At 57.9% G+C, this 14,879-nt stretch carries 20 protein-coding genes; 8 read left to right on the top strand and 12 right to left on the bottom strand.

Annotated features, from left to right (window positions below; all coding sequences use genetic code 11):
• From BN871_RS22075 to BN871_RS22035, 10 genes are all read right to left on the bottom strand, one after another.
• A partial coding sequence (locus BN871_RS22075) for a hypothetical protein (protein ID WP_048748872.1) occupies window positions 1–460 on the bottom strand: 460 nt, incomplete at its 3' end.
• The gene (locus tag BN871_RS22070) at window positions 457–663 is read right to left on the bottom strand and encodes a hypothetical protein (protein WP_048748870.1); all 207 of its coding nucleotides are present in this window, start codon (window positions 661–663) and stop codon (window positions 457–459) included. The genes BN871_RS22070 and BN871_RS22075, both read right to left, overlap by 4 nt.
• Before the next feature lie 22 nt (window positions 664–685).
• Window positions 686–1,090 carry a hypothetical protein gene (locus BN871_RS22065; RefSeq protein WP_048748869.1) on the bottom strand — a complete coding sequence of 135 codons (405 nt, stop codon included), beginning with the start codon at window positions 1,088–1,090 and terminating at the stop codon, window positions 686–688.
• Window positions 1,087–1,374 carry a cold shock domain-containing protein gene (locus tag BN871_RS27125; protein ID WP_198158085.1) on the bottom strand — a complete coding sequence of 96 codons (288 nt, stop codon included), beginning with the start codon at window positions 1,372–1,374 and terminating at the stop codon, window positions 1,087–1,089. The genes BN871_RS22065 and BN871_RS27125 overlap by 4 nt, the downstream gene beginning before the upstream one ends.
• On the bottom strand, window positions 1,371–1,574 hold the full coding sequence (locus BN871_RS27960; RefSeq protein ID WP_198158084.1) for a hypothetical protein: 204 nt from the start codon (window positions 1,572–1,574) through the stop codon (window positions 1,371–1,373). Before BN871_RS27960 ends, BN871_RS27125 begins: the two co-directional genes overlap by 4 nt.
• Window positions 1,555–1,911 carry a hypothetical protein gene (locus tag BN871_RS28630; protein ID WP_021881477.1) on the bottom strand — a complete coding sequence of 119 codons (357 nt, stop codon included), beginning with the start codon at window positions 1,909–1,911 and terminating at the stop codon, window positions 1,555–1,557. The genes BN871_RS27960 and BN871_RS28630 overlap by 20 nt, the downstream gene beginning before the upstream one ends.
• Before the next feature lie 125 nt (window positions 1,912–2,036).
• Window positions 2,037–2,261: a helix-turn-helix transcriptional regulator gene (locus BN871_RS22050; protein ID WP_021881476.1), complete on the bottom strand. Its 225-nt coding sequence runs from the start codon at window positions 2,259–2,261 to the stop codon at window positions 2,037–2,039.
• A gap of 109 nt (window positions 2,262–2,370) precedes the next feature.
• The gene (locus BN871_RS22045; RefSeq protein WP_048748864.1) at window positions 2,371–3,000 is read right to left on the bottom strand and encodes a hypothetical protein; all 630 of its coding nucleotides are present in this window, start codon (window positions 2,998–3,000) and stop codon (window positions 2,371–2,373) included.
• Window positions 3,001–3,015: 15 nt separating this feature from the next.
• A complete protein-coding gene (locus tag BN871_RS22040; RefSeq protein ID WP_053087031.1) occupies window positions 3,016–4,176 on the bottom strand; it encodes a MalY/PatB family protein in 1,161 nt (386 codons plus the stop codon).
• 83 nt (window positions 4,177–4,259) lie between these two features.
• Window positions 4,260–4,862: an undecaprenyl-diphosphatase gene (locus BN871_RS22035; protein ID WP_021880664.1), complete on the bottom strand. Its 603-nt coding sequence runs from the start codon at window positions 4,860–4,862 to the stop codon at window positions 4,260–4,262.
• 495 nt (window positions 4,863–5,357) lie between these two features.
• On the opposite strand from BN871_RS22035, the gene BN871_RS22025 reads away from it, so the two are divergent.
• Together BN871_RS22025 and BN871_RS22020 are read left to right on the top strand one after the other, a co-directional pair.
• Window positions 5,358–6,827, top strand: a complete 1,470-nt coding sequence (locus BN871_RS22025) for a cell wall metabolism sensor histidine kinase WalK (RefSeq protein WP_048748877.1) — start codon at window positions 5,358–5,360, stop codon at window positions 6,825–6,827.
• Window positions 6,824–7,507, top strand: coding sequence for a response regulator transcription factor (locus BN871_RS22020; protein ID WP_021880666.1), 684 nt, complete (start codon window positions 6,824–6,826; stop codon window positions 7,505–7,507). Before BN871_RS22025 ends, BN871_RS22020 begins: the two co-directional genes overlap by 4 nt.
• Before the next feature lie 47 nt (window positions 7,508–7,554).
• Here the strand turns inward: BN871_RS22020 and BN871_RS22015 are convergent, their stop codons facing one another.
• Window positions 7,555–8,253 (bottom strand): response regulator transcription factor, encoded by a 699-nt coding sequence (locus tag BN871_RS22015; protein WP_048748858.1) that lies wholly within the window; start codon window positions 8,251–8,253, stop codon window positions 7,555–7,557.
• A gap of 142 nt (window positions 8,254–8,395) precedes the next feature.
• Between BN871_RS22015 and BN871_RS22010 the strand changes: the two genes are divergently transcribed.
• The 5 genes from BN871_RS22010 (at window position 8,396) to BN871_RS21985 (ending at window position 12,509) form a co-directional block, all read left to right on the top strand.
• Entirely contained in the window at window positions 8,396–9,190 is a 795-nt protein-coding gene (locus BN871_RS22010) for a membrane protein (RefSeq protein WP_048748855.1), read from the top strand.
• A 44-nt stretch (window positions 9,191–9,234) separates the two neighbouring features.
• Window positions 9,235–9,960: a TVP38/TMEM64 family protein gene (locus tag BN871_RS22005; RefSeq protein ID WP_048748852.1), complete on the top strand. Its 726-nt coding sequence runs from the start codon at window positions 9,235–9,237 to the stop codon at window positions 9,958–9,960.
• Window positions 9,961–10,020: 60 nt separating this feature from the next.
• Window positions 10,021–10,800, top strand: a complete 780-nt coding sequence (locus BN871_RS22000; protein WP_157060363.1) for an ATP-binding cassette domain-containing protein — start codon at window positions 10,021–10,023, stop codon at window positions 10,798–10,800.
• Window positions 10,800–11,564 (top strand): ABC transporter permease, encoded by a 765-nt coding sequence (locus BN871_RS21995; protein ID WP_048748850.1) that lies wholly within the window; start codon window positions 10,800–10,802, stop codon window positions 11,562–11,564. The genes BN871_RS22000 and BN871_RS21995 overlap by 1 nt, the downstream gene beginning before the upstream one ends.
• Window positions 11,565–11,834: 270 nt before the next feature.
• On the top strand, window positions 11,835–12,509 hold the full coding sequence (locus BN871_RS21985) for a L,D-transpeptidase (RefSeq protein WP_083436588.1): 675 nt from the start codon (window positions 11,835–11,837) through the stop codon (window positions 12,507–12,509).
• A gap of 127 nt (window positions 12,510–12,636) precedes the next feature.
• Here BN871_RS21985 and BN871_RS21980 read toward each other — a convergent pair whose 3' ends face one another.
• The gene (locus BN871_RS21980) at window positions 12,637–13,152 is read right to left on the bottom strand and encodes a GNAT family N-acetyltransferase (protein WP_021880674.1); all 516 of its coding nucleotides are present in this window, start codon (window positions 13,150–13,152) and stop codon (window positions 12,637–12,639) included.
• Between the two features lie 739 nt (window positions 13,153–13,891).
• Between BN871_RS21980 and BN871_RS21975 the strand changes: the two genes are divergently transcribed.
• Window positions 13,892–14,614, top strand: coding sequence for a GH12 family glycosyl hydrolase domain-containing protein (locus BN871_RS21975; RefSeq protein ID WP_048748847.1), 723 nt, complete (start codon window positions 13,892–13,894; stop codon window positions 14,612–14,614).
• Window positions 14,615–14,879 lie beyond the last annotated feature (265 nt).

Here is a 14,879-nt window from a genome sequence, read left to right as displayed (position 1 = left end):
CGATCAGGTCGCGCCATAACCGGAGCTGGCCGGCGAGCGTGCGCGCATCCTCTAGCGCTGTCATTGCGTCGTCGATTACCGCGGATTCTTCCGGCAGCGCGTCGGCTTCGTCTTTCCGGAACGCGGCGAATTCTACTTCATCAAAGCGGCGGAGAACGCGTTTGGTCGTCTGCAGCAACGCAGGATAAAGCGGCCGGTTGGCGTCAAGGATCTCGTAGCCGATCGCGCCGGATACGACTTCATCCATAACGATGCGGAGCCGAATCTTACCCGCCTGGCGCGCAGCCTCCCGCAATGCCCGTTGAAGCGCGACATGGGCGCAGTACGGTTCATCGAAGCGGCGCTCACCGTGAGTCAGGTAAACGCCTTCGGACGCGACTCCTTCGTAATTGACGAGGCACCACGAATAGGCCGCGCGCTTATCGTCGGCCACACTCGCGATATAGAGGGAATAGTTCATTCCATTAGCCCTGCGGCGCGGAGCTTCGCAATTAGCGCGTTCAGATCGGCTTTCAGGCCGGCGACGTCAGAAGCGGTGGACGGCGCTTGATTCTGCGCCACACGTCCTTGCAGTTCTTGAATCATGGAGCCCGGTTTAAGCACGTCATTCCCCTGCATCAGTCGTACGTCGAGCAGTTCTGCTTGTTGGTCGGTAATTTTCATGGTTAATCTTCCTCTCGTTTTTTTATACTGGCATTGAAATCGTCGTTCCCCGCCTGAGCGCGTCGTTGGCGAGTTCCAGCGCGTTGCTCCGCCTAACGATAACGTGCCGCTGTTCAAAGCGGAGCCGGATTTTAAGCCCGTCGCGCGCGCATAGTCGGAGCTGATCGCGTATTTCCGCGTGACGATGGAATGGCCCCACAAAAGAGGCGAACTCAACTTCCGTATGCTCCGGATCGACCGCCGCCAGTGACTCGCTAAGTATCAGCGTGACGGCTTGGCGTATGGACGGCGATTTTAGGCCATCGCGAACCCACGAGCTTATCCAGTACGGAAGGAAGCCCTCGTCCGTCAAGCGCTGGAACTCAACGCCAGCCGCGACGCGCCCGTCTGCAGTCTTTGTTACCGCGACATAGGCGTAAGTTTTCAACGGTGGAATGACTCCGCGACATTGACCGCCTGTTCCTTTCCGTTGCGCGCGTTCACCTCGATATCAAACGTCACCTTGTCGCCGTAGCGCGGTTGAAAGATGCCGGCCTCGTTAAGCTGCGATTGGTGGACGAAGACTTGCACGCCGTCCTCCGCTTCGATAAACGAGAAACCGCGGTCCGTCACCTTAACAATCATGCCGCGCTTCTTCTTCGGCTTGTCCGGCAGCTCCGGCGTTGCTACCGTCGTACTCCGAGCGATACTCGGCCCAATAGTCGCGATCATGTCACCCGTCTCCGCTCCGCCAGTCCACGTTTTACTTCCGCCATTTCCGATTCCCATTCCGTCATCTCCCCTTTTGGTTTCGATTTAAGCTCGCTCTTGCCTGCGATACCCGGCGCCATTAGTCGAATGTGTGCATCCGAGAAGCCTGCGCCATATGTCAGCGTCGTCGTCGCGCCATTTTCATTTTCCAGCTTCACCAAGCGCTGATGCTTCGATAGTGGCGTTATCTCCGTGACTTTGAACATGGTACTCCGCCTCCATTAGCTTGAAGATATGGTCGATCGCTGTACGAATCTCCGCTTTCTTTATTCCGTAATTTCGCGTTGGAGCGTATGACTTGCATATCTCTATCGCCACTTTCTCGATGCGCCGGCACCTCTGAGCCAGGTCGTAGCCGACAAGCGTATCCGCCCGGACATTGCCGCGGATGTAATCGTCAATCTTGATGTAAAGCGCCTTGCGCCAGTGATTGCGAATATCGTAATCTTCAAAAACGAGCGGCCTCTTGGCTCCGTACTCGATTTCGTGTCTCCCCAACACCTAACCCCCTCGATTTCTCGCGCATATATGGTACGGTTGCCCTCGTTTTGGCCGCGTTTTAGGCACGCCAATTAAGCGCCGGTGTCATTGGAACCCCCGCGCCTTGAGCGTCTTATTTCGCGTCAAAATACAAGCTTGCTCGATGCCTTTGCGCGTGCCAGCGTCTCGATAACGTCTTCCCCCGCGCCGCATTCAAGCGCGATCCGAACGCGTAGATTAGGCGAGACATTCCGACGGCCGTTTTCAACATCGCAGATTAGCGATTGACTGACGCCAAGGCACTCTGCAAATTGTACTTGAGTCAAGCCGAGTTTGAGGCGCAGTCCACGCACTCCAATTCCATCCATAACGCATTCCCCTCCTTTACGTTTGAAATATCGCACGATGGGCAAATAAAATACCGGGGAATCGCCTGAACTCCCCTTCTCACCTATACCGAAATGTCGCCACTTAAAATTACTCTTGCGGTCTCCGTTTTGGCTTTTTCCGATTTCGGGGTCCGATCGTCTCGTTTTTCGTGCTCATTTTATCAAGGAAACTTTGGTCGTAGCCGCTGACTTCGTGCTTCCATGTACGTTTCAACATGTCGTACTCGTTTACCCAAAACGGGTATTCCAGCCAGTAGAAGTAACTAATCCGAACGCGTTTCTCCTCTTTGACCTGCCAGAACGCTATCCTCATCGCCTGCTCTTTGCGCCGTATTGCCGTTTGCTCCGATCTTAACGCGGTCTTGCACTCGTCTGAACATGTTCCGCGAGTATTCCGTAGGCTTGGATCGCGCCACAGATAGCGGCAGTACACGCAGACCTTTACGCGCTTGTCTCCGTACTCTTCCGCCGGCCTCGTTATCAGGCTGCGCACGACGTCGTAACCCTCCTCGCCCGTCAGCTCCCCCACTTGTTCCCGCGCAAACTCGACGGCTCCGGCGCCCGGATCTCGATGCCAGTGCGTTCCCTTCCGTTTGGCGTTGACCGGCTTCGGCTGCTCGACTGTTTCTCCGGCTGCCTCTGCGTCTATGATTCGTTCGATTGCGTCATAGTCTCCTGCTCGGTACGCATCCTGGCGCGCTTGTTCGTACTCCCCCATTGGTATAGTCGCTCCTTAGCGTTGGTATAGGTACTGGCTAATCGCGCCCTCTAGCGCCTGACTCGCCCGGAAGAGCCGCATATGGCCGGCGCCGCCGCTGCCGAAGGCCGTGCCGGCGCTGAGCTGAAGCCGCGCCTCGTCGAGGAAGAAGCGGTGCAGATCGGCATCCTGCATTCCCAGTCCCGAGCAGTCCAGCCACAGCAGGTAGGTGCCCTCCGGCAGCTTGACGGAGATTTCGGGAATATGCTCTTCGATATATGAAGCCACGTAGGCCAGATTGCTCCGGATGTAGGCCAGCGCCTCGTCCAGCCATTCCTCGCCTTCTCCATACGCGGCTTTGGCTGCGGCGTAGCCGAAGACGGAGATGGAGCCGAGCGAGCAGCGGCGCAGCTCCTCGGTAATCTGGCTGCGCAGTCCGTCATCCGACACGATGATGTTGGACGTATTCAAGCCGGCGATGTTGAAGCTCTTGCTCGGCGCCGTGCAGATGACGGAGCGCGAGGCGGCGGCAGCGGACAAGGAGGCATAGGGAACGAAGGCTTCCTCTCCATGGACGAGATCGCCGTGGATCTCATCCGACACGACCAGGATGCCGCGGCTCAGACAGAGCTCCGACAGCCTGTCCAGTTCGGCCCGGGACCAGACCCTGCCGACGGGATTGTGGGGATGGCACAGGATAAGCATTTTCACGGAGCCGTCGGCCGTCATTTCCTCCAGCTCGTCGAAATTGATGCGGTAGGTGCCGTCGGAATCGAGCAGCAGAGGGTTGAGCGAGAGCTCTCGGCCGTTGTCCGAGACGATGCTGTGGAACGGCGGGTAGACGGGAGGCTGGATGACAATCCGGTCTCCAGGCGACGTGCAGGCGCGGATGATGACGCCAAGCGAAGTGACGACTCCGGGACAGAAGCGGATCCATCTCGGATCGACCTCCCAGCCGTGGCGGCGCCCCATCCATGCGGCAACCGCTTCTTTATAGGCGGAGGAGATGTTCGTATACCCGAGAACTCCTTGCGACAGGCGCTGCTGAAGCGCCTCGAGAACGGCGGGCGGCGCGGCGAAGTCCATGTCCGCCACCCACAGCGGCAGAATGTCTTTGCCGGGATGAAGCCCCCACTTCTCGGAGGAGATGGAATCGAACGCATGAAGCTGGTCAAAACGCGATGATGGGTTGGTCATAAAGAGAACGCCCCTTTCCTATGCCTTGCCTTGCAGACGGCAGTTCTCTCTATTATAAGGCTTGAATCGAGTCTTGGCTTCCTTCAGGAGGACTGCTCCTTTCCCTCCTCGGCCGGCTGAGGCATTGCCGTATTCCGCACCAGCCTTTGATACTGCCTGATGAAGGGAGCTGAAAGTGCATCGATGCGTTTTCTCAGCCCGAATACGGCGAGAGCTGCAAACAGTGCAAGAAGCGCAGCGCCGGCGATATCGGCGGGGTAGTGAACGCCGACAAAGACGCGGCCGAGTCCGGTCAAGACCGCCATGGCGAGCAGCAGCAGGCCGGTGCGCCGCTTGACGAACAGGACGCTGACGGCCAGCGCGAAGGCGAGCGTGGAGTGGTCGCTCGGAAACGAAGCGTCGGCAGCGTGCGCGACCAGCTGATGCACATGCACGGAAGCGACGAATGGGCGCGGATGATTTACGGCGGGCGAGATCAGGAAAATGCCGACCAGCAGCGCGAGCGAGGCTGCCAAGCTGGCTTGGAATACCGCCTTTTGATTGTGCTCGCGACCTGTAAGCCACAGCAGAGCCAAGATGCCGAGCATGACGAATACGAGATATTCCGCACAGAAGATCATAAGGCTGTCCAGCCAGGCATAACGGCCGGCCCAACCGTTGATAAACTCGAAGATTTGTTCATTCATGGATGATCACCTTTCGCATAATGAGGTTAGATTCCACTATACGAAGCGATTATGAATATTTTATGAAGCGGGGATAGAGGGACAGTTAAGAAAGTGTTCATAAACGCTTCACAGGATGTTCAGAGCGGAAGCGTATGCTGGGCAGGAGAAAGGCGGGATTCAGATGGAAGAGGCGGTTGAGGCATTAGGGCTTGCGGATCGGCGTTGTCTCCAGTTGTTCCTCATTAGCAAAGGGCTCCTTCCGGCAGGAAGGCCGGCTTGCGCGCGCCGGCAGCCGATGCCGTCCCGGCTTTCCTTAAGAAGGAAATGGAGTGCTGTCGCCGGGGCTGATTCGGATGGCTTGCCGCCTGGTTTCGGTTCCCTGCATAGAATCGCTTTCGGCCTTGGCATGGCCTCGGCTCCAGCCTTGTTTTTTGGCTTCGAATCCCTTATGTTTGTCCGTAAAGAGGCTTGATCTTGAACGGTGCAGGCCGAAGGAAACCGGAGCGGATGACGATGTCCATACGTGTTAAGCTGCTTCTCTCTTATGCCGCCATGCTTGTCGTTCCGCTGCTGTTGATGCTGATGACAGCCTTGCTGCTCGTATTTGTCTTCCGCGGGGAGCTCGTGCCGCTCAAGACGATGTTCAAGGCGCAGCTGGAAAGCTTGGATGAGGACAATTACGACTCGCTGCTTAAGCATACGATTGCCCGAAATCGAGAGCTTCTGACAGATCAGGGTTATCTGGACGATCTCGCCGGCAGCTTGTCTAGCGAGGGCCAGGCGCTGTTTGTCCGCGTCGACGGCCAGCCTTTCTATGTGTCTGCCGCAATCCGCGGCAAGGATGCGCTCCTGGGCTCCCTCCCTGCCTATACGGCTGGACAAGAGGCGCGCGGGCTTCCCGCAATCGCTTACGAAGGCGAGCTGTATACCGCCCGGCAGTACAACTATCTGACGGCGGAGGGGGATCGGGGAAGCCTCTTCCTGCTCAGGCGGACCGACCCGCTTCTGTTTGCGGCCAGGAAGCTGTTTCCGCTGCTGTTCGTTTCGCTGCTGTTCATCCTGGTGGCGACTCACCTCCTGCTGACGAGCCTGATGTCCCGGCGGATTATTCGGCCGCTGCTCCGGCTGGAGCGCGCAGCCGGGGAAATTACGGAAGGGAATCTGGATTTCTCGGTCGACATCGCCGGCAAGGACGAGATCGGACGGCTCGGAATCGCCTTCGAGAACATGAGGAGCCGGCTGCAACAGTCCATCCGCCTGCAGCGGCAATATGAAGACAACCGCAAGGAGCTGATCACCAGCATATCTCATGATTTGCGGACGCCGCTGACGTCTATTCAGGGATATGTGGACGGCATTCTGGAAGGCGTCGCCAATTCCCCGGAAAAGACGGAGCTTTATTTGCAGACCATCTCATTGAAAACCGCGGAGATGAGCCATTTGATCGAGGAGCTCTTCCTCTATTCGAAGCTCGACCTCAAGGGGATTCCGTTTCACTTCGAGGAGGTTCCTCTGGCCGCATTCGCGGCCGACTGGGCCGATGAGCTGGCGATCGAGCTCGAAAAGCGGGGAGCGAGGCTGGAGGCGGAGATCGAGGCCGGACCGGAATGGCGGGTCCGGATCGACAGGGAGAAATTCAAGCGCGTACTCGGGAATATCGTTCAGAACAGCGTCAAGTATGGAGATAAGCCGGAGCTGGCGATTGCGGTTCGCGTGCATGCGGACGGTGATCGCGCCGTGCTGGAGGTCGGGGACAACGGTCCGGGAATCCCTTCCGAAGCTCTCCCTTGCATCTTTGACCGTTTCTTCCGCGCGGAGGAATCTCGAAATGCAGTTACAGGCGGCACGGGGCTTGGGCTGGCCATTGCCAAGCAGATCATGGAAGGACTCGGCGGAAGCATCGAGGCCGACAGCGCGCCTGGACAAGGAACCTGCATCAAGCTTATGCTGCCGGCAGCATATGCCAAGGGGGCGGAGAAATGAAGCGAATATTGATTGTAGAGGACGAGCCCAGCATTGCCGGGCTGCAGCGGGACTATATGGAAATCAACGGATTCCATGCCGATATCGCCACAGACGGAGAAGCGGGCTTGGAGATGGGGCTTACAGGCCGCTACGATCTGATCGTGCTGGATGTGATGCTGCCGAAGCTGAACGGCTTCGACGTTTGCCGCCAATTCCGGGAGAGCCTGGATATTCCGGTCTTGATCGTAACCGCGCGCCGCGAGGACGTCGACATGATCAGAGGCCTCGGGCTCGGTGCGGACGACTACATTGTGAAGCCCTTCAAGCCGGCTGAGCTCGTAGCGAGAGTGAAAGCCCATCTGTCGCGCTACGAGCGGCTGATCGGAAGGGGGGCCACGCGCGAGATCCAGGTCGATCAGCTGCGCATCGAACCCGATTCCAGACGGGTATTCGTCCGGGACGAGGAGGTCGTGCTGACGACAAAAGAATTTGATCTCCTGTATTTCTTGGCTTCGAATCCGAACCGGGTGTACAGCAAGGACCAGCTGTTCGACCGGATCTGGGGGCTCGAAGCGCTGGGAGACGCCCAGACCGTGACGGTGCATATCCGCAAGATCCGCGAGAAGATCGAATACGGCAAGACGGAAGTGCCCTATATTGAAACGCTATGGGGATCCGGGTATCGGTTCCGCGAATAGAACGTCAAGAAGCGCTTTGGCCGACGCAGCGGCAAAGGCGCTTCTTTTCATTTGTATTCCCGCCGGATCCGGTAGCCGAAGCCTCGCACCGTCTCGATGACGGAGCTGCTTTTGCCGCCGCTCCCGGTTTTTTTGCGCAGGTAGCCGACATAGACGTCGACAATTTTTGGGCCGCCTTCAAAATCATACCCCCATACCGAATCGAGGATCTGGTCGCGTGATAGAGCTTGCCCTCTGTGGCTGAGCAGGCAGCTCAGCAAGTCGTACTCCTTGGTCGTAAGGCGAAGAGACTGTCCATATAAGAACGCCTCCCTATTGTCCATATCGACCAGGAGCCCTCCTGTCCCGAGCTTCCGTCCCGCGTCTCCTTGCCGGGGAGGAGCGGCGGTTCCGGTCCGAAGGCAGCGGCGGATTCTCGCCAGCAGCTCCTCCATCGCGAAGGGCCTGACGAGATAATCGTCGGCTCCCCCGTCTAGACCGGCCACCTTGTCGGAAAGAGACTTGGCGGCATTCAGCATGATGACCGGCGTATGCACGTCCAGGTTGCGGATTCGAGCGAGCACTTCCAATCCGCTGAGGCCGGGCAGCTTCGCATCCAGCAGAATAAGATCCCATTTCCCCTTCATGGCTTTGTCCAAGCCGTCCCGTCCGTCGAAGGCCGCTTCGGTCCGGTAGCCGCTCCGTCCAAGCTCCTGCATGAGCCGGCGTCTCGTCTTCGGCTGGTGATCCACGACCAGAACATGCATGCCGTCCTCTCTCCTTTCCTCTATGGAACTCATTGTAGCTTCGGTTTCTTAAATAAAAGTGAAGCGGCGACTCTCTTACCGCTTTCTAATCATCGGAGGCTAGACTGATGTCGATTATGCGATCGCGAAAGGGGAAATCGGCATGAGAACGGCAAATTCCGAGGCAGGCTTAGGGGATATCAAAGTCCCGCGCATTACGATTTATTTTTGGCTTATCAAAATCATGGCGACTACCGTCGGCGAGACGGCCGCAGATTTTCTGAACGAAGGACTTGGGCTTGGTCTGGCCAATACGACCTTGGTCACGGCAGCGATCCTGATTGGAGCGCTGGTCCTTCAATTCCGGAGCAGCCGGTACGTTCCCTGGACGTATTGGCTCGCGGTCGTGCTGATCAGCGTAACCGGCACGCTGATCACGGATAATCTGACCGATAGCCTGGGCGTGCCGCTGGAGCTCTCCAGCCTCTTGTTCGCCGTGCTGCTAGCGATTGTTTTCTTCCTCTGGCATGCCTCGGAAAAAACGCTTTCCATCCATTCCGTGCGCACGCCGAGAAGGGAAGCTTTTTACTGGCTGTCCATCCTGTTCACCTTCGCCTTCGGGACAGCTGCCGGAGACCTGCTGTCGGAAGGGCTCGGCCTCGGCTACTTGGAAGCCGCTGCTATCGTTGCCGCTTTGACCGCCCTCACCTATCTGGCCAGCAGGATACGCCCGTCCGCAGCCGTGCCGGCGTTCTGGGCGGCCTATATCCTGACTCGCCCGCTGGGCGCTTCCCTTGGCGACTATCTTACTCAGCCCAACGATGACGGCGGCCTGGGGTGGGGGACAAGCGGCATCAGCTTCTTCTTTTTGCTGGCGATTATCGTCCTGGTCGTCTATTTGACGAAAACCCGCCGCGATGACTTTGGAGCCTCTTCTTCCCTGGAACAAAAATCTTGATTCTGGACCCAAGCAGGCGAGGCCTGAAGGAAGGAGGACAGCCGATGTCCAGCCGTTCATCCCCGCCCGTCAAGCATATCGTTCGGAACGTCTTATTGCTCGCGCTCCTCTGCGCGGTCATGGCTTGCTTGATCCGTTCGGGGGAAACGAAAGCGCTCCTGCTCGACTTCAGCCCATTCGGATGGATGGGAGCGCTGGTCGGCCTGCTTATTCAGACCGCCGTTAATATGGCGCCGGTGCCGGGAGAATTCACGTCGGTCCTGCTGATGGAAATGTATGGAGCCGTCTGGGGCGGCGTGCTCTCGTATGCCGGCGGCGTGCTCGGAGCGGCCGGTTCCTATTGGCTCGCCGGCATGCTCGCTGCGCCGCTGCGCCAAAGCGTCGGCTCGGGCCGCCTGTATGCCAAGGCAGAGGAACTGCTCACGCGGGGAAACGGGGTCAGCCTGCTGATCGCCCGGCTGCTGCCTTACCATTTGGTGAACTATGCTTGCGGGTTGATTAGAGTCCGTTTCCGCACCTACTTTTGGACTTCATTGGTCGGGCTGATTCCGTTCCATCTCGCCATGATTCTGCTGTATGCGGGAGTGAAAAAAGGATCGCTCGCGGGGATGGCTGCCTCCGCCGTCCTGCTCCTCCTGCTGGCCGCCGCCGGCTGGCTCTACTCCAGATATGGACGACGGGCCGCAAAAGAGGGGACGGCGCCCGCTCCGAGAAGAGCAGCGGATTCACAGCGGGAGGCTTGTCCGTCTGCCGGGACTGAGGTAGAATGAGACCCATCTTGCCTCGGCCGGCATCCGCCGGTACGACAGGCTGACGGGAGGAAACGGGATTTGACTCATATCCTGAAGATGGATAGGCTCGCGAAGAGCCTCCCCGCCAAGAAGGCCGACGGAGGCAGGCGCATGCTGTTCCAGGAAGTCAGCGGATCGATATCCAGCGGGGAAACCGTCGTCGTGCTGGGACGCTCGGGACAGGGGAAGAGCACGCTGCTGCGGGTTCTTTCGCTGCTTGAGCAGGCGGATTCCGGCTCCGTCGAGCTCGACGGGAAATCCTGCGCCGTCATGGAGCCGCGGCTGTGGCGCCGACAGGTCGCGTACGTGTCCCAGACCCCGGTGATGCTGCCGGGCAGCGTCGATTCGAATCTGGCCGCACCGAGCGCGCTGAACGGGCTGCCGTTCGAGCGCGAGCAGGCCTATGCCCTGCTGGATGAAGCGGGACTGGGATCCATCGACCCCGGCAAGGACGCATCGGAGCTGTCCGGAGGCGAGAAGCAAAGGCTGTCGCTGATCCGCTCGCTTCTTCTCAAGCCGCATTTCCTGCTGCTGGATGAGATTACGGCATCCCTTGATCCCGGCAGCGCGCTGTCCATCGAGAAGCTGCTGTCGAGATGGAGATCGGAGCATGGAACCGGCATGCTGTGGATTTCCCATGACCAGGAGCAGGCAGCCCGGGCGAGCAGCCGAATCTGGTTCATGGCGGGGAATACGATTCTGGAGGATGCCGACACCGGCCGATTCTTCTCCCGTCCGGCAACCCCCGAGGGTTTGGCGTTTCTGGGCAAGGGGCCATCCTCGGGCGGTCCTGGCGGAAGCGGAGCGGAGGAAAGCTGATGTCTTATACGGCGCTGGCCTTTACAGTTCTGTTCATCATGATTACCATGTTCATCTCTTATTGGCAGAAGCTCGGTCTGGAGAAAGGCATCGCCATCGGGACGATCCGGGCGGCGGTACAGCTGCTGGCAGTCGGCTACGTGCTCCAGGCTGTATTCGAAAGCCGCAGCCATTGGCTCCTGGCCGCCATCATCGCGGTCATGATCGTCGTTGCCGCCCGGAATGCTTCCGCCAAGGGCAAAGGAGTTCCCGGCATCTTCTGGAGAATCGCCGCTGCTCTTCTCGCCACGGAGCTGCTCATGATGGGCATTCTGCTGCTGCTCGGCATTATCGAGCCTACTCCCCGTTATATCATTCCGCTCAGCGGGATGACGATCGGCAACGCGATGGTCGCCGGGGGATTGTTCCTCACGCAGCTGATGCGGGAATCGGAGTCCTCGCGCGGCGAGATCGAGACGCTGCTCGCTCTCGGAGCTTCCCCGCGCCAGGCGGTGCAGGGAACGCTGAAGCGCGCCGTCCGCTACAGCATGATTCCGACGATCGACGGCATGAAGACCGTCGGCCTCGTCCAGCTTCCCGGCATGATGACAGGCATGATCATTGCCGGCGCGGATCCGGTGGAAGCCGTCCGCTACCAGATTCTGATCGTCTTCGCCTTCACCAGCTCGGCCGCGGTCACGAGCATGCTGCTCGGCGCGCTTACCTACCGCAAGCTGTTCTCGGACGGCATCGGCATGCTGGTCCGTTACGGACGGGCAGACTGACGCCCGGAGAGAGGATTGGTGCAGGAGAGTCAAAAGCAGCTCTGCAGGGAGCTGCACGAGGTGCACGAGGCGCGCGAGTACACCAACGAGTACACCAAACATTGCCTGCCTATCTGTTGCGCCGGACACCTTGAGAGGAGGTCCGGCGTTTTTTTTTGCAGACTCCAGATCGAGGAGCTTCGGCTGCCCAGCCCTTTTGAGGAACTTTTTTGAATGAGTCTGTTCAAGGTTACATAGGTGAATAGAGGCTTATCGAAAGGAGAGAGGGCAATGTCGAAGAAACCGGTCATTTGGGTCACGGCATGCTGCATCGGCATCTCGCTGCTGGGAGGAGGGCGGGCGGCGGCCCGGAACGCCCAGTGGCAAGCCGAAGCGGATCGGCAGGGCTCCCTGCAGGTCGTCGTCGTGGCGGCAGCTTCCTCCGGCTTCAAGGCCAGGCTGGCCTTGTGGGAAAAGCAGGGCGGACGCTGGACCCGCACGCTCGGAGAGGCGCCGGCCGTGATCGGCCGCGGAGGCATGGGCAAGGAGAAGGAGGGGGACGGGAAGACCCCCGAAGGCCTGTTCAAGCTGGGCAAAGCCTTTGGCGCTTCGGCAAAGCCGCCGGGACTGAAGATGCCGTATACGATAACGGACAGCTCGGACTATTGGATCGACGATCCCGAATCTCGGGATTACAACCGCTGGATCCGCACCGAGGGGGATCCTTCGCGCCTGTGGAATTCCTTCGAGCGGCTCAAGCAGCCGCTGTACCGATACGCCATGGTGATCGAGTACAATACTCATCCCATCGTTGCGGGCAAAGGAAGCGCGATTTTCCTCCATCTGTGGAGAAGCGCCTCGCAGCCGACGGCGGGCTGTGTCGCGATATCGGAGTCCACCATGCTGAAGCTTATGGGACGTCTCGATTCCGCGCGCGAACCGATGATATTCATGTCGAATCGCTAAGGTCCAAGGGACTATTTCCCGGGTAATGCTTGTTCCGGCTTCCGGCTGAGCGATAGAGAATGGGCTTGCTATCGTCTCCTTCCCGCTCATCGTCTGGAAGCGGAATAAGCGCTCTATCCCGCTGAGATCAGCCGTTCCCAAGCTCTACGCGCCATTCGTTGCAGGTCATAAAGCTGCCTTTCGGATACTCGAACCGGCACTCGCCGACGAGATTTAAGCCGGCTTTGCGGCAAATCGCATTGGACGGAAGGTTGGAGATGGAAGGGAATGCGCATGCATGGCTGAAATGCCCGTCGGAGGCGGCGGCAGCGATCGCAGCCTTAAGCGCAGCCGTTCCGATCCCCTGTCCCTGAAGGGCGGGCAGCGTGAACCAGCCCATCTCATAGACGCTCTCCCCGTTCCACACATGTTCCCAGTAGCCGATGCAGCCTGCCTGCGTGCCATCCGGAAGGACAATGCTGAACATCCGGTCGGTGGCGTGATGCTGCAGAGCCAAGTAGCGCTCATGCCGCTTGCCAACCTTCTCCTCAGACTCCGGTCCTCCGATATAACGGGTCATGTCAGGGGCGTTGGCAAGCTGAAGCAGATAGAAATCGTCCTTTGCATAGGGTCGAAGAGAGACGGAAGGCAATGATTTCAACATTGGAAATTCCTCCTTGGATTGTAGTTAAGCTTGGAGTGCGCCAGGATGGTTCTGATTCCCAGTATACATCCTTTTCCTGCCAGCATGTTGTCAGCATTAGGGAAAGGCTGCCTCCATAATGGGCTAAATTCATTAGAGTTCTGCCTCGATGATGGGTTAAAGTCATTAGAGTTCTGCCTCGATGATGGGTTAAAGTCATTAGAGTTCTGCCTCGATGATGGGTTAAAGTCATTAGAGTTCTGCCTCGATGATGGATTAAAGTCATTAGAGTTCTGCCTCGATGATGGATTAAAGTCATTAGAGTGCTGCCTCGATGATGGGTTAAAGTCATTAGAGAGGCTGCTTCCGTGATGGGTTAGATCCCTGTCCGGTAGAGGCCTGTCTCTGATGAACGCAAGCCATCCGTCCCCTCCCGAAAAGACAGCCTCATGTCCGATTTGGAGGGGCTTTTTGTGCGGATTCAGAGGGTATCTCCTGTACAGCGGGAATGCTACAATCTATTTTGCCTAGATTTGACAGCGCTTACAAGGTTGTATTTCAGCTGCATCAGAGTCTAGGGCCAACGTTATGGCGACGCGCAGCGTGAAGGGATGACCGCGATTCGTCGCGTTGTGCGTAGCGATCCATTCTCAGGAGGTGATGCCGTTCACGAGGGAATATCATTTCTGTCGGGCATTTGCGTGTCTTCATGCTTACCCGTTTTTTGGTCCCATCCCCATTTGAAGCGGAGGAATAGATCATGAACAAAATGAAGCGGCTGCTTCCGTCGGCTGTCATCGCTGCCTTATGCGTTTTCGCTTTTGCATCCGCCGTATATGCGGCTGCCTGGACTTCGTCCGACAAATACGGCAACTGGAGCAATGGCGGTTATATCGTCTACAACAATGTATGGGGCAGCGGAGCCGGCGCCCAGACGATCTGGGCCAATTCCTACAGCAACTGGGGCGTCACCTCGAACCAGCCTTCCACCGGGGGCGTGAAGTCCTATCCCAACAGCACCAAGGATATCGGCATCGCGCTCGGTTCCCTCAAAAGCCTGACCAGCTCGTTCAACGTGACCGTTCCCGGCAGCGGCTCCAGCTATTCGTCCGATTACGATATCTGGACCGGCAACTACGCCCATGAAATCATGCTCTGGATGAACAAATCCGGCGCGGTCGGCCCGATCGCAGGCTCCTGGGATGCTAATGGAAATCCTGTCGCGGCTTATACGAACGTTAGTGTCGGCGGCCATACATGGAACGTTTACAAGGGAAGCAACGGTTCCAACGACGTCTTTTCGTTCGTCCGCACCAGCAATACGAACTCCGGTACGGTCGATGTGCTCGCCGTGCTCAACTGGATCAAGGGCAAGGGCTGGATGGGCAATGAAATCGTGAACCGCGTGCAGTTCGGCTTTGAGATCACTTCCTCTCCGAATGCTTCGTTCACCTGCAATCAGTTCTCGGTCAGCTATTCCTGAGCACTCGCATAAAAACCCGCAGCAACGGCCGAAAGGCTTAGGGACTGACCCCGTTACGTGAGACAAATTAAAACACCTTCAAGAAGAATGCAACCATGTCGACAGATATGGGAGACAACCTTGGAGGTGTTTTTACGTTGGCAACAAGAGTTAGCTATGCGGTAGAGATAAAGATGCAAGCGATTGAAATGAGATTGGCTGGCCGTACCCGTTCAACAGGTTATGGATCAACTCGGAAATCGAAGAATGGGACTCGTAGTTAAAG

It is taken from the genome of Paenibacillus sp. P22 (genome assembly GCF_000469945.2).
Classification (GTDB): Bacteria; Bacillota; Bacilli; order Paenibacillales; family Paenibacillaceae; genus Paenibacillus_O; species Paenibacillus_O humicus.
The sequence above is the reverse complement of the archived record's forward strand: the minus strand, read 5'-3'. Positions and strand labels throughout refer to the sequence as shown.

Excerpts from the sequence above, each read along its gene's own strand:
- BN871_RS22070 (WP_048748870.1), bottom strand. The coding sequence starts at position 663 with ATGAAAATTACCGACCAACAAGCAGAACTGCTCGACGTACGACTGATG.
- BN871_RS27125 (WP_198158085.1), bottom strand. The coding sequence starts at position 1,374 with ATGATCGCGACTATTGGGCCGAGTATCGCTCGGAGTACGACGGTAGCA.
- BN871_RS22050 (WP_021881476.1), bottom strand. The coding sequence starts at position 2,261 with ATGGATGGAATTGGAGTGCGTGGACTGCGCCTCAAACTCGGCTTGACT.
- BN871_RS22045 (WP_048748864.1), bottom strand. The coding sequence starts at position 3,000 with ATGGGGGAGTACGAACAAGCGCGCCAGGATGCGTACCGAGCAGGAGAC.
- BN871_RS22040 (WP_053087031.1), bottom strand. The coding sequence starts at position 4,176 with ATGACCAACCCATCATCGCGTTTTGACCAGCTTCATGCGTTCGATTCC.
- BN871_RS22035 (WP_021880664.1), bottom strand. The coding sequence starts at position 4,862 with ATGAATGAACAAATCTTCGAGTTTATCAACGGTTGGGCCGGCCGTTAT.
- BN871_RS22025 (WP_048748877.1), top strand. The coding sequence starts at position 5,358 with ATGTCCATACGTGTTAAGCTGCTTCTCTCTTATGCCGCCATGCTTGTC.
- BN871_RS22020 (WP_021880666.1), top strand. The coding sequence starts at position 6,824 with ATGAAGCGAATATTGATTGTAGAGGACGAGCCCAGCATTGCCGGGCTG.
- BN871_RS22015 (WP_048748858.1), bottom strand. The coding sequence starts at position 8,253 with ATGCATGTTCTGGTCGTGGATCACCAGCCGAAGACGAGACGCCGGCTC.
- BN871_RS22010 (WP_048748855.1), top strand. The coding sequence starts at position 8,396 with ATGAGAACGGCAAATTCCGAGGCAGGCTTAGGGGATATCAAAGTCCCG.
- BN871_RS22005 (WP_048748852.1), top strand. The coding sequence starts at position 9,235 with ATGTCCAGCCGTTCATCCCCGCCCGTCAAGCATATCGTTCGGAACGTC.
- BN871_RS21995 (WP_048748850.1), top strand. The coding sequence starts at position 10,800 with ATGTCTTATACGGCGCTGGCCTTTACAGTTCTGTTCATCATGATTACC.
- BN871_RS21985 (WP_083436588.1), top strand. The coding sequence starts at position 11,835 with ATGTCGAAGAAACCGGTCATTTGGGTCACGGCATGCTGCATCGGCATC.
- BN871_RS21980 (WP_021880674.1), bottom strand. The coding sequence starts at position 13,152 with ATGTTGAAATCATTGCCTTCCGTCTCTCTTCGACCCTATGCAAAGGAC.
- BN871_RS21975 (WP_048748847.1), top strand. The coding sequence starts at position 13,892 with ATGAACAAAATGAAGCGGCTGCTTCCGTCGGCTGTCATCGCTGCCTTA.